The sequence below is a fragment of the Cryobacterium sp. AP23 genome, from assembly GCF_054075385.1.
On record NZ_CM133415.1, the window covers coordinates 3233167 to 3250060 of the forward strand.

18 protein-coding genes are annotated in these 16894 nt (G+C 70.8%); 8 read left to right on the plus strand and 10 right to left on the minus strand.

Going from position 1 to position 16894, the window contains the following annotated elements:
* The first annotated feature begins 4 nt into the window (after positions 1 to 4).
* The gene (locus ACU5E9_RS15355) at positions 5 to 565 is read left to right on the plus strand and encodes an NAD(P)H-dependent oxidoreductase (RefSeq protein WP_456810763.1); all 561 of its coding nucleotides are present in this window, start codon (positions 5 to 7) and stop codon (positions 563 to 565) included.
* A 93-nt stretch (positions 566 to 658) separates the two neighbouring features.
* Here the strand turns inward: ACU5E9_RS15355 and ACU5E9_RS15360 are convergent, their stop codons facing one another.
* A complete protein-coding gene (locus tag ACU5E9_RS15360; RefSeq protein WP_456810764.1) occupies positions 659 to 1090 on the minus strand; it encodes an Ohr family peroxiredoxin in 432 nt (143 codons plus the stop codon).
* 119 nt (positions 1091 to 1209) lie between these two features.
* Between ACU5E9_RS15360 and ACU5E9_RS15365 the strand changes: the two genes are divergently transcribed.
* The 3 genes from ACU5E9_RS15365 to ACU5E9_RS15375 all read left to right on the plus strand — a co-directional run bounded on the left by ACU5E9_RS15365 (position 1210) and on the right by ACU5E9_RS15375 (position 2618).
* Complete coding sequence (locus tag ACU5E9_RS15365; RefSeq protein WP_456810765.1) at positions 1210 to 1761, plus strand: MarR family winged helix-turn-helix transcriptional regulator; 552 nt, start codon at positions 1210 to 1212, stop codon at positions 1759 to 1761.
* A complete protein-coding gene (locus ACU5E9_RS15370; protein ID WP_456810766.1) occupies positions 1758 to 2123 on the plus strand; it encodes a GNAT family N-acetyltransferase in 366 nt (121 codons plus the stop codon). Before ACU5E9_RS15365 ends, ACU5E9_RS15370 begins: the two co-directional genes overlap by 4 nt.
* Positions 2124 to 2201: 78 nt before the next feature.
* The gene (locus tag ACU5E9_RS15375) at positions 2202 to 2618 is read left to right on the plus strand and encodes an Hsp20/alpha crystallin family protein (RefSeq protein ID WP_456810767.1); all 417 of its coding nucleotides are present in this window, start codon (positions 2202 to 2204) and stop codon (positions 2616 to 2618) included.
* 91 nt (positions 2619 to 2709) lie between these two features.
* Here the strand turns inward: ACU5E9_RS15375 and ACU5E9_RS15380 are convergent, their stop codons facing one another.
* Complete coding sequence (locus ACU5E9_RS15380; protein WP_456810768.1) at positions 2710 to 3138, minus strand: arsenate reductase ArsC; 429 nt, start codon at positions 3136 to 3138, stop codon at positions 2710 to 2712.
* Positions 3131 to 4297: an ACR3 family arsenite efflux transporter gene (gene arsB, locus ACU5E9_RS15385; RefSeq protein WP_456810769.1), complete on the minus strand. Its 1167-nt coding sequence runs from the start codon at positions 4295 to 4297 to the stop codon at positions 3131 to 3133. The genes ACU5E9_RS15380 and arsB overlap by 8 nt, the downstream gene beginning before the upstream one ends.
* 94 nt (positions 4298 to 4391) lie before the next feature.
* Between arsB and ACU5E9_RS15390 the strand changes: the two genes are divergently transcribed.
* Together ACU5E9_RS15390 and ACU5E9_RS15395 are read left to right on the plus strand one after the other, a co-directional pair.
* Entirely contained in the window at positions 4392 to 4751 is a 360-nt protein-coding gene (locus ACU5E9_RS15390) for an ArsR/SmtB family transcription factor (RefSeq protein WP_456810770.1), read from the plus strand.
* A gap of 308 nt (positions 4752 to 5059) precedes the next feature.
* Positions 5060 to 5857, plus strand: coding sequence for a M23 family metallopeptidase (locus tag ACU5E9_RS15395; RefSeq protein ID WP_456810771.1), 798 nt, complete (start codon positions 5060 to 5062; stop codon positions 5855 to 5857).
* 98 nt (positions 5858 to 5955) lie between these two features.
* Here ACU5E9_RS15395 and ACU5E9_RS15400 read toward each other — a convergent pair whose 3' ends face one another.
* The 6 genes from ACU5E9_RS15400 to ACU5E9_RS15425 all read right to left on the minus strand — a co-directional run bounded on the left by ACU5E9_RS15400 (position 5956) and on the right by ACU5E9_RS15425 (position 12514).
* Positions 5956 to 6303, minus strand: a complete 348-nt coding sequence (locus ACU5E9_RS15400; protein WP_456810772.1) for a CHY zinc finger protein — start codon at positions 6301 to 6303, stop codon at positions 5956 to 5958.
* Between the two features lie 126 nt (positions 6304 to 6429).
* A complete protein-coding gene (locus ACU5E9_RS15405; RefSeq protein ID WP_456810773.1) occupies positions 6430 to 7332 on the minus strand; it encodes a DsbA family protein in 903 nt (300 codons plus the stop codon).
* A gap of 163 nt (positions 7333 to 7495) precedes the next feature.
* Positions 7496 to 8827 carry a GNAT family N-acetyltransferase gene (locus ACU5E9_RS15410; RefSeq protein WP_456810774.1) on the minus strand — a complete coding sequence of 444 codons (1332 nt, stop codon included), beginning with the start codon at positions 8825 to 8827 and terminating at the stop codon, positions 7496 to 7498.
* Between the two features lie 374 nt (positions 8828 to 9201).
* Entirely contained in the window at positions 9202 to 10122 is a 921-nt protein-coding gene (locus ACU5E9_RS15415; RefSeq protein ID WP_456810775.1) for a sugar phosphate isomerase/epimerase family protein, read from the minus strand.
* A complete protein-coding gene (locus ACU5E9_RS15420; protein WP_456810776.1) occupies positions 10119 to 11303 on the minus strand; it encodes a dihydrodipicolinate synthase family protein in 1185 nt (394 codons plus the stop codon). Before ACU5E9_RS15420 ends, ACU5E9_RS15415 begins: the two co-directional genes overlap by 4 nt.
* Positions 11300 to 12514, minus strand: a complete 1215-nt coding sequence (locus tag ACU5E9_RS15425; RefSeq protein ID WP_456810777.1) for a Gfo/Idh/MocA family protein — start codon at positions 12512 to 12514, stop codon at positions 11300 to 11302. Before ACU5E9_RS15425 ends, ACU5E9_RS15420 begins: the two co-directional genes overlap by 4 nt.
* A 229-nt stretch (positions 12515 to 12743) precedes the next feature.
* On the opposite strand from ACU5E9_RS15425, the gene ACU5E9_RS15430 reads away from it, so the two are divergent.
* Together ACU5E9_RS15430 and ACU5E9_RS15435 are read left to right on the plus strand one after the other, a co-directional pair.
* Positions 12744 to 13850, plus strand: coding sequence for a glycerate kinase (locus ACU5E9_RS15430; RefSeq protein WP_456810778.1), 1107 nt, complete (start codon positions 12744 to 12746; stop codon positions 13848 to 13850).
* A 315-nt stretch (positions 13851 to 14165) separates the two neighbouring features.
* Complete coding sequence (locus ACU5E9_RS15435) at positions 14166 to 15179, plus strand: LacI family DNA-binding transcriptional regulator (RefSeq protein ID WP_456810779.1); 1014 nt, start codon at positions 14166 to 14168, stop codon at positions 15177 to 15179.
* Between the two features lie 135 nt (positions 15180 to 15314).
* Here ACU5E9_RS15435 and ACU5E9_RS15440 read toward each other — a convergent pair whose 3' ends face one another.
* On the minus strand, positions 15315 to 16706 hold the full coding sequence (locus ACU5E9_RS15440; protein ID WP_456810780.1) for a glycoside hydrolase family 27 protein: 1392 nt from the start codon (positions 16704 to 16706) through the stop codon (positions 15315 to 15317).
* Between the last annotated feature and the right edge of the window lie 188 nt (positions 16707 to 16894).

The following is a 16894-nucleotide window of genomic DNA, read 5'->3' on the forward strand; positions in this document are numbered from 1 at the left end:
TACATTGACTGAAATCCTCGTACTCGTCGGCAGCCTCCGCGCCGGATCGACCAACAAGCAGATCGCCGAAACCGCTGCGCACAACGCACCGGAGGGCGTCTCCCTCACCGTGTTCGATGACATCGCCCAGCTGCCCTTCTACAACGAGGACATCGACACCGAGGACACGGTTCCGGTGTCCGTCGTCGCCTTCCGCGACGCCCTGGGCGGTTCCGATGCGGTCCTGGTCGTCACCCCCGAACACAACGGCACCATTCCCGCCGTGCTCAAGAACGCCATCGACTGGGCGTCGCGCCCGTACGGCGCCAGCCAGCTGATCGGCAAGCCCGTCGCCGTCATCGGCAGCGCATTCGGCCAGTTCGGCGGGGTGTGGGCGCAGGACGAGGCCCGCAAGGCGCTCGGCATCGCCGGCGCCACCGTGCTGACCGACGTCAAGCTGGCCATCCCCGGCTCCGTCGTGCGATTCGCCGACGTGCACCCCAAGGATGACGCCGAAGTGGTCGAGCAGCTGAATGAGGTTGTCGCGGCCGTCGTCGTCGCCGTCGGGTCCCCGCAGGCCGCCTAGCCCCACCTCTTCCGGGCCAACTGTGCCCCGTTCGGACAAATGGTCCCGGTGCGCCGGGACCATTTGTCCGTTTCGGGACCAGTTACGTGCCGGTTAGTCCTCGTCGGTGACGACGCTCAGCTTCACGGCGAGGTTTCCGCGCGTGGCGCGGGAGTACGGGCAGACCGCGTGCGCGGCTTCCATGGCGGCCTGGGCGGTGACCGGGTCGGCGCCGGGGATCTGCGCCTCGATGGTGACCTCGAAGTCCAGGCCGGTGGCCATGCTGCCGACCAGGTTCACCGTGAGGGTGACGGCCGACTCGGAGACGTCGATCTTGTTCTGCCGGGCGGTGGCCTTGAGGGCGTTGTGGAAGCAGGCCGCCCAACCGCTGGCGAAGAGCTGCTCGGGGTTGGTGCCCGGGCCGCCGTCGCCGCCCATGTCCTTCGGGATCGACAGGTCGAGGTCGATCTTGTTGTCGCTGGTGACGACCTTGCCGGTGCGTCCGCCCCAGGAGGTGGCGGATGCGGTGTAAATGGCGGTGGTCATGATTGTCTTCTTTCAGGTAGAGCGGAGGACACTGGACTGTGTGCCCGAATCGGGCACACTCACACAAAGTGCTTCGGATTCGAAACAACTCTATACTCACGGCAACGTTAGGACCGCCCATGGGAATTCCCGAACCATCCATCTCCGCCGATGAGATGCGCGCCTGGGCGGCGCTGTTCGAGACCTCGAACATCGTGCAGTACGCGGCCGACCGCAATCTGCGCGACACCGTGGGGCTCACCCTGGCGCAGTTCGAGATCCTCCTGCGCATCGGCGAGGCCGGCACGGATGGCCGCCGCATGACCGACATCGCCGACGCCCTCACGGTCTCCCGCAGCGGCCTCACCTACCAGGTGGGCCAACTCGAGCGGAAGGCGCTCGTGCTGCGGGGGCCGGCCCCCGACGACGACAGGTCGGTGATCGCCCAGGTCACCCCCGCCGGCATCGACGTGCTCCGGGCGGGCATCCCGGGCTACGTCAACCTGGTGCGGGAGATGCTCTTCGACCGGTTGAGCCACACCGATCTGATGACGGTCACCGAGATCCTCGACGACGTGCGCCGCCAGCTCAAGGAGCAACCGAAGCGGTCCACCTTCCGGCGCGGCAAGCGCAAGGACGAGGTCGTCGACGGGGTTGCGTCGGCGGGCACGGTGGGCAGACTGGGGGAATGAGCATCCCATCCCCGGCCGGTCAGAACGGAGCCGACGACGAGCGCACGGTCGAACTCGTTGAGGCCGAACGGCGCTACGTGCTGCTGCTCGACGGGGTGCGCGTCGGCTTCACGACCTACGTCGACCACGGCGCCCAGCGCGTGTTCGTGCACACCGAGATCGACCTCGGCCAGTCCGGGAAGGGCCTGGCGTCAACGCTCGTGGCCGGCGCCCTCGCGGATGTGCGGGCCAGGAACCTGCGGGTCGTGGCGATCTGCCCGTTCACCGCGTCGTACCTGCGCGGCCACCGCGAGTACGACGACCTGGCCGACCCGGTGACCCCACGGCTGAAGGCCGATCTGCGCGCCGCGAACCTGCTCTGAGGGGCCCTATGGCGCCAGCGCGGGCCTGGGGGCGGGGGTACTGTGTGCAGCGAAAAACAGGCCGACTCAAGGAGATGCATGATGGCTGGAGGAGTTGCTCGCCGCGACCGATTTGAACTGCCCGACTCGGTGCGGCGCTTTTTCGAGGGTGACTGGGATTCCCCGGCCCTGCGGGTGGAGGAGTACCAGGAGGGCAGCACCATGGTCGTCAAGGCCGAGATGCCCGGCATCGACCCGGAGAAGGACGTGGACATCTCCGTGGCCGACGGGGTGCTGCACATCCAGGCCGAGCGCCAGGAACGCACCGAGCACAAGGAGAAGGGCGGGTATCGCACCGAGTTCCGCTACGGGTCGTTCGCCCGCGACATCCCGCTGCCCAGTGGCAGCAAGGACTCCGACGTCTCGGCGAGCTACCGGGACGGCGTGCTCGAAGTGCGGGTGCCCGTCGCTGAGCGGTCAGAGCACCGGGCCAAGATCCCGGTGACGCGCGCCTGATTCTGTCAACGCGACCTGCCCCGGTGCGGACGAGTTGCCCCGCTGCGCCGGGGCAACTCGACCGCGCGGGGGCAACTCGCGGTGGGCGACGCTAGGCCGGGAGAATCTCGGCGAGCAGCTGGGTGATGCGCGCCTTGATGTCGTCGCGGATCGGGCGCACCGCCTCGATGCCCTGGCCGGCCGGGTCGGCGAGTTCCCAGTCCTCGTAGCGCTTGCCGGGGAAGATCGGGCAGGCGTCGCCGCAGCCCATGGTGATGACGACGTCGGAGTCCTTGACCGCCTGGGTGGTGAGGATCTTCGGCACGTTGTCGGCGATGTCGATGCCGTCTTCGGCCATCGCGGCGATGGCGACCGGGTTGATCTGGTCCTTGGGCTCGGAGCCGGCGGAGAGCACCTCGACCCGACCGGCGGAGAGTGCGGTGAGATACCCGGCGGCCATCTGGGACCGGCCAGCGTTGTGCACGCAGACGAACAGGACGGTGGGCTTCGCGGCGGGCGTCGGGGTGATGGGGTCAGACACGGGTGCTTCCTTCGGCTGGTGATCGATCGACAGGGGTCAATATAGACGATTCGGGTGAACGGAGCGATGACGAGCCGGGTGCGGGCTGTTCCGGGCCGAAGAGCCGTGGGCGCAGCCACAGCGACACGTAGACGAGGGCCACCAGCGCCGGCACCTCGATCAGCGGGCCGACGATTCCGGCCAGGGCCTGTCCGCTCGTGGCCCCGAACGTGCCGATGGCCACGGCGATGGCCAGCTCGAAGTTGTTCCCGGCCGCGGTGAACGCCAGCGTCGCGGTGCGGGCGTAGGGCAGCCCGATCAGCCGGCCGGCGCCGAAGCCCGCGGCGAACATCAGCGCGAAGTAGACCAACAGGGGCAACGCGATGCGCAGCACGTCGAGCGGACGGTCGATGACCTGACGGCCCTGGAGGGCGAAGAGCAGCACGATGGTGAACAGTAGGCCGTAGAGCGCCAGCGGCCCCACCCGGGGCAGGAACCGGTCCTCGTACCAGGCTCGGCCCCGGGTGGCCTCCCCGATGCGGCGGGACAGATAGCCGGCCACGAGCGGGATGCCGAGGAAGACCAGCACGCTCGCTGTGATCGCCCAGATCGAGAATTCGGCGCTGGTGGTGGCCAGGCCGAGCCACGCAGGCAAGATCTGCAGGTAGAACCAGCCGAGGGCGGCGAAGGCCACCACCTGGAAGACAGAGTTCACCGCGACGAGGAACGCGGCGGCCTCCCGGTCGCCGCAGGCGAGGTCGTTCCAGATCAGCACCATCGCGATGCAGCGGGCCAGACCGACGATGATCAGGCCGGCGCGGTACTCGGGCAGGTCGGGCAGGAAGATCCAGGCCAGCGTGAACATCAGCGCCGGGCCGACGAGCCAGTTGAGCAGCAGCGACGAGACCAGCAGGCGCCGGTCGCCGGCGACGGCGCGGGCATCCGAATAGCGCACCTTGGCCAGCACGGGATACATCATCACGAGCAGGCCCACAGCGATGGGTACGCTCACCGACCCGATCGAGAAGGCGTGCAGCAGATCGCCGAAACCCGGCGCGACCACCGCGAGCAACAGGCCGGCGCCCATGGCGAGGAGGATCCAGACCGGCAGCAGCCGGTCGGTCCTGCCGAGGTGCGCGGCGGGGTGCTCGGCGGGGGAAGGCTGGGTGGCGGCGGGCATGGAGCTCCATCGGGGCGATAAGAAATAGATGAACGTCGATATAAAGTGTGGCGATCGCATCGATGGATGTCAATTCAGGTGGCAGGATGGAAGCATGGCGAACATCGAACTCCTCACCAGCGCAGCGGATGCCGAGGCAGCGGAATGCTGCGCGCCGCCGGTGCGCGAGGCGCTCGCCGCCGAGGGGGCGGAGAAGCTCGCCCGCACGCTGAAGGCCATCGCCGACCCGGCCCGTCTGCGGTTGATCTCGATGGTGGCCGCCCACGACGACGCCGAGGCGTGCGTCTGCGACCTCACCGAACCACTCGGACTGAGCCAGCCCACGGTGTCCCACCACCTCAAAGTGCTGGTGGACGCCGGCATCCTCTCGCGCGACAAGCGCGGCACCTGGGCCTACTACCGGCTCGTGCCCGGTGCCCTCGACGCCCTGGCGCACTCGGTCGTCAGCGTCTGACCCGGCGGAGGCTCTCCGCTGATGCGTGCATATGCATGGATGCACACGGGATACCCAGAAAACTGATGTAACGTCACTTTCTTGCGCCCGGGCCAATGATGCCGCCGCGGCGCTGGATCCCACTCAGCGAACCGGCCCCGGTCCCGCTGCTCCTGCCCTATTCCGGCGCGCTCGATGCGTGCCCGCCGGCGAGTGAACCTCTGTCGAGGTCTCGTGGATCCCCAGTCCTGTTCCACCTCGACCAGAGAGCTTCGCCATGTCCACTCCCACCTCACACCCGCGCGCCTGCCGCCCGACCCGGGCGGCCGATGCGCGGGGCTAGGCGCAGCGGTTTCGTCGCGCCGCCCGTTCGGCCGCGTCGCCGCCAGGCCGCCGCCGTCACGGCCATGTCCCTCGTCGCAGTCCTCACCGCGATGGGCGCCCTGCCCGCGCAGGCTGCGTACCTCGACCCCACCGTGAGCATGCCGACGGCCGCGGATCGCGCCGCAGACGCCGCGGCAGCGACCCGCCTGGCCGCCGGACCCGTGCAGAGCCTCACGGTGACGGCCCAGGCGGCCGTGGCCGTGGACGTGGACACCTTCACCGCGAAGGAGATCCCGCCGCCCCCGCCCGTGGTTGTGCCGGCGCCGGCCGCTGTCGCCGCCGTTGCCGCCGTCGCGGCCCCTGACGTCGCCGGTGCCGTGCGCTGGCCGTTCGCCGGTGTCACCCGGATCTCGGACGGCTACGGCCCCCGCTCCGCGCCCTGCTCCGGATGCTCGACCTTCCACGACGGCCTCGACATGAACCCCGGCGTCGGCACGCCGATCGGCTCGATCGCCGACGGCGTCGTGAGCTCCGTCACCGCCAACGACAACGGCGGGCTGGGCGTGCACGTCATGATCGACCACGTCGTCGACGGCCAGAAGGTCACCAGCACCTACGGGCACATGCTCGCCGGGTCAGCCGCCGTCAGCGAAGGCCAGTCCGTCGTGGCCGGCCAGCTGATCGGCAACGTCGGCAGCACCGGTCAGAGCACCGGGCCGCACATGCACCTGGAGCTGCACCTGGACGGCGTCAACGCCATCGACCCCTACGGCTGGCTCGTAGAGCACGCCGGACCGATGTAGGCAGCCCGGGCGGCCGTGTGGTCGCCCGGGCCCCCGCCGGTCACTCCGGCGGTGCCGGGCCCCGGCCGGTCACTCCGGCGGTGCCGGGCCCCGGCCGGTCAATCCGGCGGTGCCGGGACCTCGAAGTACAGGTGGGCGTGCAGGCGGCATCCGTCGTTGAAGGCCGACCCGCAGGCCGGGCATCCGGAGACGCCGCGGTACACGTCGATGGCCAGGGTGTGCCCGCAGGCGCCGCAGAGGATCGCCGGCTCCGCCCACTCTGCCGGTGCCCAGCGTGTGGCCGGGTGCGATTCGGCCTCGGCGTGGCACTGGTAGCACGGGTAGAAGCGCCCGCAGCAGCGGAACTTGATCGCCACGATGTCGGTGGGACCGTTCCAGTGCACGCACCGGGTGGCGTCGTCGACGACGGCGCCGTACACGTGCGTGGTGCCCGATCCGTCGGTCACGAGGGGTCCTTTCGCCGACAACTCTTCCGCCAACAACTGTGGCCGGTGCGGACAACTGCACCCGGTGTGCCGGGACCAATTGTCCGCACCGGCCACATTAGCCGAGCCGGGTCGTCGTGCGGATGGCTATTCGCCGGTGTCTCCGCTGGTGTCGGTGGTGGCGGTGGCCTGCTCCATGACGAAGGTCTCGAACGCCGCGGCGTCGCTGAGGTCGCCCTGGTACTGCACGCCCTGCACGAGCACCGTCGGGGTGCCGGTGAGCGCCTCGAGGGAGGAGTTGGGCAGTGGGCCCTCGAGGGCGCGGTCGGTGGCGGTGCCCACCCAGGAGCTGAACTCCTGCTCGGTGATGCAGGTGGCCACGGCCTCGTCGGTGACGCCGGCGGTTTCCACCAGGCTCACCAGCTCGTCGTCGGTGAGTCCGCTGGTGCCCTCGGTGGGCTGGTTCGCGAACAGGGCGGCGTTCACGTCGAGGAACTTGTCCGGCTCGTAGTTGGCCACGCAGGATGCCGCGTTGGCCGCCCGGGTGGAGTACTTGGTGCCGTTCGACGAGTTGTCGAGGATCGAGATGGGGTGCACCTCGAGGGTGATGTTCCCCGCGGTCAGCCAGCTGGTGAGCTGGTCGGCGTTGGCGGTCTCGAACTGGTTGCAGTACGGGCAGAGGTAGTCGAGGTACACCGCGATGTTCACGGTGTCGGTGAGGGCGCTCACATCGGTCGCGACGGGGTCCGCGTCGGCGGCGGTGGCCTCGGTGGGCACGGCGCTGATGGCGGTGCCGTCACCCTGCAGCAGGATGCCGTCGCTGGCCATGTTCAACGGGCCGGGCGCGGGCGGCTTGATGCTGCCGACCACGACGAACGCGATGATCGCGGCGATCGCGATCAGGCCGATGCCGATGCCGCCGCGCAGGAACCACCGGTTTCGCGCGTCACGCTTCTTCTGTTCTTCGCGCTGGATGCGGGCGGTCTCGCGGGCCACCTCGCGGCGGTCCTTCTTCGGGGGGAGCGGCTGGCCGGGGGTGTGTGCATTCATGGACTGCGTTTGCCGTTTCGTCGGGACAAGGTCTCACCCGACGCTACCGACTGAAACTATGAGGTCGATTGCCGGGTGCTGTGAGCCCGCTGGGAGGGGTGCCTTCCGGGGGCTCAGAACGAGCCTAGACCTCCTGGCGGGCGCTCGAACCGGGCCTTCCGGCCTAGAACCAGGTGCTCAGGTGTGGGGCATAGGCGGAGTGCAGGGCCGTGTCGAGACGGATGGCGGCATCCGCCGTCTTCTCGGTGATGCGGCCGGCGCGGGCCAGGTCGACGGCGCTGGTGCCGCCCAGGTAGAGCGAGGCCAGGTCGGCCGCGGTCAGGGCCACCTCCACGGCGCCGGCCGGGATCGCGCCGTGCGCACCGACGAGCTCCTGCGCCTGGCCGGACCCGTCGGCCGCGACGGTGAGCAGGAACCGGCCCTTGGCGAAGCCGAGGTCGTCGGTGACGTCGAGCAGGTAGTCGCCCGGCGCGGTGTATCGGCGGGCGTTGAGCGCCGCGGGCACGTCGAGGATGCGCAGCCAGAGGTGGTCGCGCTCGCCGGTCTTGCGCACGGCGCGGTGGTCGGAGACCTGCCAGGCCACGGGCTCGGAGACGCTGCGCAACCCGGCGGCGATCTCGTTGACCATGTCCATTTCGATCACGAAGCGCCAGAGCGCGGCGTAGGCGTCGTCGGTCGCGGCGACCAGGTCGACGAGCTTGAGCCGGCCGGGCTGGCTCACGTCCTGCAGCGCGATTTCGTAGAGCGCGAAACCGGCGATGGCGCCGTCGGCGTCGTCGTACCGCACCGCACGGATGCCGCGCTTGTGTGCGTCGGGCTCGTTCGGCAGCAGGCCGAGGGCGCGCTTCCACCAGATCTCTCGGCGGTCGACCTCGCCGGGGGAACGCTCCCGGGTGCGCTCGAAGACCGCGGGGCCGTCGGTGAGGAGCGACTCCGGGCTGACGAACTGCACCCGGCCGGCGGGCGTGGGGCCGATCCAGCGGGCGCGCGCGGTGTCGACGATGTAGGAGGACTGCCGGGCGGACGGCCCGAAGCCGTACCGGCCGTAGATGGTGGCCTCCGAGACGGTGAGCATCGCCATCGGCAGGCCCAGGCGCACGGCGGTGCGGAGCTCGGCGGTGAGCATGGCGCGGGCGATGCCCTGGCGGCGATGAGTGGGGGAGACGGTGACCGAGCTGATCGCCCAGCTGGGCAGGGCGGCGCCGCCGGGAACGGTCAGGCCCATCTCCCAGGAGCGCACGGTGGCGACCGGGGTCTCCGGGTCGGCCTGGGTCGCGTCCCACACACCGGTGACCCGGTCGGTGGCGATGTCCTCGACCTGCACCTCGAGGGTGCTCGCGGTGGGAGTGATCTCGTGGAAGCCGCGCGCATCCGCCAACAGCCAGCGCTTGAGGCCGGGGTCGTCGGATGCGTCGACCACGTCGAGCCTCAGGCCACGCTCGGTCAGGGTAGCGGTGGATTCGGGGTCGACGGGCGCGGAGGCATAGGCATTCACCCAACCAGCCTACTCACGAGCCCCCGCCCCGGCCCGGGCCCGTTCGTGGTGGCCTCGTGGCGCAGGTTCGTGCCGGTGGCGCAGGTTGTTCCTCGTGGCGCAGGTTCTAACCTGCGCCGCGATGCCAAAGGTGCGCCGGGAGGGATCCGGGCGGCCCCGCCGTGGCGTCGGAAAGTGCTCGTGGCGTGGGTTAGTGCTCGTGGCGTGGGCTAATGGCTACTTAACCCACGCCGTGAGCACTTTCGCGTGCCACGAGCATCTTCGCGTGCCGCGAGCATCTTCGCGTGCCGCGTGCCGCGTGCCGCAGCCGCGAGCCGCGGCCGCGGGCTCGGGCTCGGGCTCGGGGCGAGGGAAGGCGCGGCGCGGGAGTCACGCTAGAGGTGCGGGGCGACCGACGTGCCGAAGGATGCCACGGTACGGGCCACGGCCTCGGCCGGGGGCGTGTGCCAGATGCCCTGGTTGAAGATCTCCACTTCGACGTCGCCGGTGTAGCCGGCGGTGCGCACGAGCTCTGAGATGGCGGCAAAGTCGATGACGCCCTCACCCGGGTAGTGCCGGGCGAGGAGCACGTCGGCCGGAAGCGGGGTGGCCCAGTCGCAGACCTGGTAGCAGGCGATGTAGCCGCCGGCGCCGGCGCGGGCGATCTGCGCGGCCAGGTCCGGGTCCCACCAGACGTGGAAGGTGTCGACGACGACGCCGACGGCATCCGCCCCGAACTGCTCGGCGATGTCGAGCGCCTGGCCGAGGGTGGAGACCACGGCGCGGTCGGATACGTACATCGGATGCAGCGCCTCGATCGCGAGCGTCACGCCGGCGGCGCGGGCCTCGTCGGCCAGTTCGCCGATCGCGTCGCGCACCCGCTCGCGGGCGCCGACGAGGTCGCGGGAACCCTCGGGCAGCCCGCCGGCGACGAGCACCAGGGTGGGGGCGCCGAGCGCGGCCGTTTCGGCGATGGCGCGGCGGTTCTCCTCGATCGCGGCCCGCCGGGCCGGTCCCTCCGGGCTGGTGAAGAAGCCGCCCCGGCAGAGGCTGGAGACGCGCAGGCCCGAGTCGGCGACCATCCGCACCGCGGTGTCCAGGCCCACCTCGGCGACGGGCTCCCGCCACAGGCCGATGCTCTGCACGCCGGCGTCGGCGGTGACCTTGAGGGCGGTGGCCAGGTCGGCGTACTTGATGGTGGCCTGGTTGATCGACAGGCGCGGATGCGCCGCCGTCGGCTCTGTCGCCTCCGTGGCCGACGCGGCCGATGCAGCCGATGCAGCCGGCGCGGCCGGGGTGGGCAGGGTCGAGGTCATGCGGTGACTCCGTTCAGGGTCAGGTAGCTGCTCCAGCGGGCGGCCCCGAGTTCGGGCCGCTCCAGGGCTCCGGCGTCGTTGGCCAGGCGCACGATCTCGGACAGGTGCGGCAGGCTGCGGGCGGCGTGCAGGCCGCCCACCATACTGAACGCGTCCTGGTGGCCGTTGAGCCAGGACAGGAACGCGACCCCGGTCTTGTAATAGAAGGTGGGCGCGGCGAACACCTGCCGGGACAGCGCCTCGGTGGGGCCGAGGATGCGGTGGTAGGCATCCGGGTCGCCGGCGTCGAGGGCCGCGATGGCCGCCGACGCGTTCGGGGCGACGGCCGCGAAGGCGCCGAGCAGGGCGTCGGAGTGCCGGGCCGGGGCACCGGCCGCACCGCTGGAGTCGTCGCCGGCGATCAGGCCGACGTAGTTGAAGTCGTCGCCGGTGAACATCGTGGCTGATTCGGGCAGCCGGGAGCGCAGGGCGATCTCGGCATCCGCGTCGAGCAGGCTCATCTTGATGCCGCTGACCTTGTCCCGGTTCTCCTCGATGATCTGCAGCACCGTGTCGGATGCCACGGCGCTGTCGGTCGAACCGAAGTACGCCGCGAGGCTCGGGTCGAAGGCGGCGCCGAGCCAGTGCAGCACCACCGGGGTGGTGGCAGCGCCGAGCACAGCCTGGTAGACCCGGCGGTAGTCCTCGGCCGTTTCGGCGGCGCGGGCCAGGTGCCGGCTGGCCATCAGCACCACTCCGGCGCCGGCCTCCTCGGTGAAGTGCAGCTGCTCGGTGTACGCGTCGATGACGGCATCCAGCGAGATCTGCTCGTCGTGGACATGGTCGGTGTTCACGCCCACGACGAGGGCGCCGCCCACCGAGCGGGCCTCGGCGGCGCTGCGGCTGATCAGCTCGCGAGTCGCCTCGGCGCCCAGGCCCATGTTGCGCTGCGCGGTGTCCATGGCGTCGGCGACGCCGAGGCCCCACGACCAGACGTGGTGCCGGAAGGCCAGGGTGGCGTCCCAGTCGATGTCGGCCGGGGCGCCGGGCACGTTCTCGGCGAACGGGCGGGGGATCACGTGCGCGGCAGCGTACGCGACCCGCGAGGTCAGCGGCCGGGTGGGCTTGCTGAACGCCGGGGCCGGGTTCAGTCCGACCCTGCGCGTGGCGCCGGCGGCGTCGAGCAGCGGCAGCTCGGTCATGACGTGGCGGCGGCCGGCTCGGCGGGCGTGGCCGGCGCTACGGCGGGCAGGGTCACGACCGGCAGGTCGATGCGGCGGCCGGTCGCGGAGCTGAGCAGGCCCTGCTCGGCCAGCTGCACGCCGCGGGCGCCGGCCAGCAGGTCGAACTCGTTGGGGCCGTCTTCGACCACGTGGCGGATGAAGTCCTCCCACTGGGTCTTGAAGCCGTTCTCGAAGACGTCGTTGACGGGCACCTCGAGCCAGTCCTGGGCGTAGTCGTGCTCCTCGGCCAGGTCGGGGTTCCAGACCGGCTTCGGGGTGGCGTTGCGGGGCTGGATCTTGCAGCTGAACAGGCCGACCACGGCGCTGCCGTGGGTGCCGTCCACCTGGAACTCGACGAGTTCGTCGCGGTTGACCCGCACCGTCCAGCTGGAGTTGAGCTGCGCGACGATGCCGCCCTCGAGCTGGAACACGGCGTAGGCGGCGTCCTCTGCGGTGGCGGGGTAGGCCTCGCCGTCTTCGCCGACGCGCACCGGGATGTGGGTGGCGGCCTGGGCGTAGACCGATTCGACCCGGCCGAACAAGTTCTCCAGCACGTAGTTCCAGTGCGGGAACATGTCCACGATGATGCCGCCGCCGTCTTCGGCGCGGTAGTTCCAGCTGGGCCGCTGGGCGGGCTGCCAGTCGCCCTCGAACACCCAGTACCCGAATTCGCCGCGTACCGAGAGGATGCGGCCGAAGAAGCCGGAGTCGATCAGGCGTTTGAGCTTCTGCAGGCCGGGCAGGAACAGCTTGTCGTGCACGACACCGTTCTTGACGCCGGCGGCCGTGGCCAGCGCGGCCAGTTCGAGGGCCTCCTCGAAGGTCTCCGCGGTGGGTTTCTCGGTGTAGATGGCCTTGCCGGCCGCGATGGCCTTCTTGAGGGCGCTCACCCGGGCCTTGGTGACCAGGAAGTCCGCGTAGACCTGCCAGCGGTCATCCGCCAGCGCGGCATCGAGGTCGGTCGTGTAGTGCTCGATGCCGTGCTTGCCGGCGAGCTCCTTGAGCTTGGCCTCGTTGCGGCCGACCAGGATCGGTTCGACCTGCACCCGGCTGCCGTCGCGGAGCAGGACCCCGCCCTGCTCGCGAATGGCGAGGATCGAGCGCACCAGGTGCTGCCGGTAGCCCATGCGCCCGGAGGCGCCGTTGACGATGATGCCGAGGGTCTGAGACACGAGGTTGTCCTTCTTCATTGAGGGTGACTCTCCGCCGAGCGTGCAGGAAAGCGTTTACCGAAAGTGTAGGACAGGGTCCCGGTCGGGCGCAATGGTGGGCGATGAATTTGGGGTCGCCCGACGCTTGGCACTGGGTGCAGGTGCTTGACAACGGGCATCCTCCCGAACAAGCTGGGGAAACGTTTTCCTCTGCTGGGGCCGCTTCGGCCCGTATTTCGAGCGGTAATTGACAGGACGAGGTGGCCCGATGACGAGCGTCGAACGTGTGGTGATCGCCCCGGACTCGTTCAAGGGCACGGCCACCGCCCCGGACGTGGCGCGGGCGCTGGCCGCCGGATGGTCCTCCGTGCGCCCGGCCGACAAGCTCGTGCTGATGCCGATGGCCGACGGCGGGGAGGGCACCCTCGATGCGTTCGAGCTGGCCGTGCCCGGCGCCCGGCGGATGCCCGTGGCCGTGCCGGGCCCGGACGACCGGGGGGTGGACACGTCGTGGCTGCTCCTGCCCGACGGTACCGGCGTGGTGGAGCTCGCCTGCACCAGCGGCATCACCCTGCTCGATCCGCTCCGGCCGCTCGACGCCCACACCATCGGGTTCGGCACCGCCATCGCGGCGGCCCTCGAGCACGGCGTCACCCGGCTGTACCTGGCGCTCGGCGGCAGCTCGTCCACCGACGGCGGGGTGGGCGCGCTGACGGCGCTGGGCGCCGTCTTCCGTAACGCGGCCGGCAACCCGGTGCGCTCCGGTGGCCGAGGCATGGCCGATCTGACGGCCGTGGACCTGCGCGGCTTGCCGGAGCTGCCGGCCGGCGGTGCCCTGATTCTCAGCGACGTCACCAATCCGTTGCTCGGCCCGAGCGGCGCCGCTTGTGTGTTCGGGCCGCAGAAGGGCGCCGGCAGCGCCCAGGTCACCCAGTTGGATGCCGGCCTGGCCCGGCTGGCCGGCCTGCTTCCGGTGGACCCGACGACCCCGGGCGCCGGGGCTGCGGGCGGCACCGCGTTCGGCCTGCTGGCCTGGGGGGCCCGCATCAGTGCGGGCTCGGCCGCGGTGGGCGAGGCGCTGGGCGTGCCGGCGGCCGTCGCGGGGGCATCCGTCGTGATCACCGGCGAAGGGCGGTTCGACGCACAGTCGGCGGCAGGCAAGGTGCCGGCCTACCTGGCCGAGCTGGCGAAGGACGCGGGCGCGCGCGCCCTGCTCGTGGCTGGCGCGATCGATGCCGACGCCCTGCGGGCCCATCCGGACCTGTTCGGCGCGGTGGTGTCCCTCACCGACGTCGCCGGTGGTGGCGCGGCCGCGATGGCGGACCCGCTGCGGTGGTTGCAGCTCGCCGCGGCCCGACTGGCCACCGCCCCCTAGCGCGCCCGTCCCGCCTCTGCCCGCGGCCGTCACCGCCTCGCGGCACGTGTTCGTCCCGGGGGCACGTGGACGCGCGCGGGCCGCCGGGCGTAACGCAGGCCGCCGGGCGCACCTCGTGCCGCGGGGAGCGCGCGAGGACCATCGGGACCCGCCACGCTGGCGCGGACAGGTGTTTAGGTCTGCAACGTTGTAATGCACGCGGTAAGTTCGCATAGAGAAGAGTAGGGTGCGCGCCGAGCGGTGCGACGGTGGCCTCGATCACCGTGGCCCCCCGAACGAGGCAACTCGTCCGGCACCGACCAACCAGGGAGCGAAATGGCAGCAACACTGCGCGATGTGGCGGCGCTCGCCGGGGTGTCGATCAAGACCGTCTCCAACGTCGTCCACGACTTCGAGCACATCCGGCCGGCAACCCGCACCAAGGTGCGCGCGGCCATCGACGAGCTCGGCTACAAGCCCAACATCTCCGCCCGCAGCCTGCGGTCCGGCCGCACCGGCGTGATCGGGCTGGCCCTGCCGGAGCTCAGCCTGAGTTACTTCGCCGAGCTGGCCGACGCGATCATCCAGGCCGCCGAACGCCGCCACCTCGTCGTGCTCCTCGAGCAGACCGGCGGCGGCGACCGCGACCGCGAAATCGCCATGCTCTCCAGCCCGCGGCTGCAGCTCACCGACGGCCTGATCTTCAGCCCGCTGGGCATGAGCACCGACGATGCCGCGCTCCTCAACGTGGGCTACCCGCTGGTGCTGCTCGGCGAGCGGGTGTTCGGCAGCCCGGTGGACCACGTCACCATGCACAACGTGGAAGCCGCCAAGGCCGCGACCCAGCACCTGATCAGCCGGGGCCGGCGCCGCATCGCCGTCATCGGCGCCCACGAGGGCGAGCTGGTCGGCTCCGCCGTGCTCCGCGTCCAGGGTTACCGGGAGGCCCTCGCCGAGGCCGGCATCCCGTTCGATCCGGCCCTGATCGGCGAGGTCGGCCTGTGGCACCGGCGGGACGGCGCGGAGGCGATGCGCGCCATGATCGACTCCGGCGTGGCCTTCGACGCCGTCTTCGGGCTCAACGACGCCCTCGCGCTCGGTGCGATGCGGGTGGCCCAGGTGGCCGGGTTGCGGGTGCCGGAGGACGTGATGTTCATCGGCTTCGACGGCCTCGACGAGACCCAGTACTCGCTGCCGACCCTTTCGACCATCGATCCCGGTCGCGACGAGATCGCCGACACTGCGGTGCGGCTGCTCGTGCAGCGCATCGAGGAGGGCGTGACCCCGCCGGTGCCCGAGGTCTACCTGGCCGACTACACCGTCATCGACCGGGAGTCGACCGCACCGTAGTCGCACAGAGGAACCCCGCGCCGGTGCACAACTCCTGCAATTTCTCGCCGCGTCGGTGCACCGCCGCGTGTTTCCGGCATCCGCAGGTGCGCACCGGAAAAATTGCAGGAGTTATGCAGGGGAGGCCGGCCCACGTCAGCCGGACAGGTCGCCGAAGAGCACCAGCCGGCTGCCGTGGGCCGGCACGGCCAGGGTGAGCGCGCCCTCCGCAACGGTGAGCGGACCGCCGTCCCACAGGTCGGTGACCGCGACCCCCGCGGGGGCGCCCAGTGCCGTCAGGGGCAGCCGGATGTCCCGCGCCGCCTCCCCGGTGTTGAACACGGCAACGTAGAGGGCCGGTTGCCCCGCCGCCCCAAACCCCGCCGCCTCGCCAGCCTCCGCTGCCCCGGCCTCCTCTGCGCCGGCCTCCGCCGGCGCCCCGGCGACCGAGCTCCACACCACGGTGTCGCCCTCCCGCCAAAGCTCGCGCTGGCCGTGCGAATCCCGGTGCATCCGCAGTACCGCCGGGTTGGTGAGCAGGGCCAGGGTCGCCGCCGGGGTGGAGGGCAGGTCGCCGCCGAACATCAGCGGGGACCGGGCCAGGCACCACAGGGTGAGCATGGTGCGCTGTTCGTCATTGCTGAGCCGGCTCAGTCGGTCGTCGCCGCGCTCGGCGCGAATGCCGATTCGCCCCAGCGGCAGCATGTCGGCGTCGGCCCAGGCACCCGGGCGCTGGTGCGGCGCCCAGCGGGCGAGGCGGCCGAACTGGTCGTAGATGTCCTCCCAGCGATCCCAGAGGTCGTCGGAGACCCGCCAGAATTCGGCGTGGTCGGACAGGTGTTCCCGGTGCGCAAGTGACAGGTCGGTGCCGGGGGAGAGGCTGAGCGTGATGGGTCGCCCCGACCGGGCGATGGCGCGGGCATAGGCCTCGATTTCCCGGGTGTGGTACGGCGCGAGCATGTCGTCGGCCTTGATGAAATCGACGCCCCAGGCGGCGAACTGGGCGACCTGGGCGTCGTAGTAGGCCTGCGCGCCGGGGTGGTCGTGGTCCAGGCCCAGGTTGTCGGGGTTCCAGGTGCAGACCGAATCCGGGTCGGCGATGTCGGCGGCGCTCACCCCGGGCAGCCCGAAGACCGGCAGGGCCGCCGCCACCGCCGCACGCGGGATCCCGCGCATGATGTGCAGCCCGAAGCGGAGGCCCAGCGCGTGCACCCGGGCCGCGAGCGGCGCGAATCCGGCACCCCCGGCCGCCGACGGGAACCGGTTGGTCGCCGGCAGCTGCCGGCCCCAGGCATCCATCTCGATGCCCGGCGCCTCGTTGTAGCCGCCGGCGCGGGCGGCCGGGTCGTACCAGGCGATGTCGACGACGACGGTGTCCCAGCCGAAGGGAAGCAGGTGGGTCGCCATGAATTCGGCGTTGGCCAGAACCTCGGCCTCGGTGACGGTGGTGCCGTAACAATCCCAGGAGTTCCAGCCCATCGGCGGGCGCTGGGCGGTGGCATCGGCAACGGGGTGCTGTCGCAGGTCAGTAGGGTTTTCGAGGGTCAAGGCAGGCTCCGCAAGGGGTCGGGCCGCACCCGGTCGGAACCGGGTTACGGAACGGTAACGATATTACAACGTTGGAATTTTGATGCCGGGAAGTGTTGCGTCTGCATCGAGCCTGTCATACTGTTACAACGTTGTAAAACACTCAGGACGCGGATGTCCGACCCGACGGGCCGTGGCATCCACCACTC

Bases quoted from the DNA above. Each gene is read 5' to 3' on its own strand.
- ACU5E9_RS15360 (WP_456810764.1), bottom strand. From the start codon at position 1,090: ATGACCACCGCCATTTACACCGCATCCGCCACCTCCTGGGGCGGACGC.
- ACU5E9_RS15365 (WP_456810765.1), top strand. From the start codon at position 1,210: ATGGGAATTCCCGAACCATCCATCTCCGCCGATGAGATGCGCGCCTGG.
- ACU5E9_RS15370 (WP_456810766.1), top strand. From the start codon at position 1,758: ATGAGCATCCCATCCCCGGCCGGTCAGAACGGAGCCGACGACGAGCGC.
- ACU5E9_RS15375 (WP_456810767.1), top strand. From the start codon at position 2,202: ATGATGGCTGGAGGAGTTGCTCGCCGCGACCGATTTGAACTGCCCGAC.
- arsB (WP_456810769.1), bottom strand. From the start codon at position 4,297: ATGCCCGCCGCCACCCAGCCTTCCCCCGCCGAGCACCCCGCCGCGCAC.
- ACU5E9_RS15390 (WP_456810770.1), top strand. From the start codon at position 4,392: ATGGCGAACATCGAACTCCTCACCAGCGCAGCGGATGCCGAGGCAGCG.
- ACU5E9_RS15395 (WP_456810771.1), top strand. From the start codon at position 5,060: ATGCGCGGGGCTAGGCGCAGCGGTTTCGTCGCGCCGCCCGTTCGGCCG.
- ACU5E9_RS15405 (WP_456810773.1), bottom strand. From the start codon at position 7,332: ATGAATGCACACACCCCCGGCCAGCCGCTCCCCCCGAAGAAGGACCGC.
- ACU5E9_RS15415 (WP_456810775.1), bottom strand. From the start codon at position 10,122: ATGACCTCGACCCTGCCCACCCCGGCCGCGCCGGCTGCATCGGCTGCA.
- ACU5E9_RS15420 (WP_456810776.1), bottom strand. From the start codon at position 11,303: ATGACCGAGCTGCCGCTGCTCGACGCCGCCGGCGCCACGCGCAGGGTC.
- ACU5E9_RS15425 (WP_456810777.1), bottom strand. From the start codon at position 12,514: ATGAAGAAGGACAACCTCGTGTCTCAGACCCTCGGCATCATCGTCAAC.
- ACU5E9_RS15430 (WP_456810778.1), top strand. From the start codon at position 12,744: ATGACGAGCGTCGAACGTGTGGTGATCGCCCCGGACTCGTTCAAGGGC.
- ACU5E9_RS15435 (WP_456810779.1), top strand. From the start codon at position 14,166: ATGGCAGCAACACTGCGCGATGTGGCGGCGCTCGCCGGGGTGTCGATC.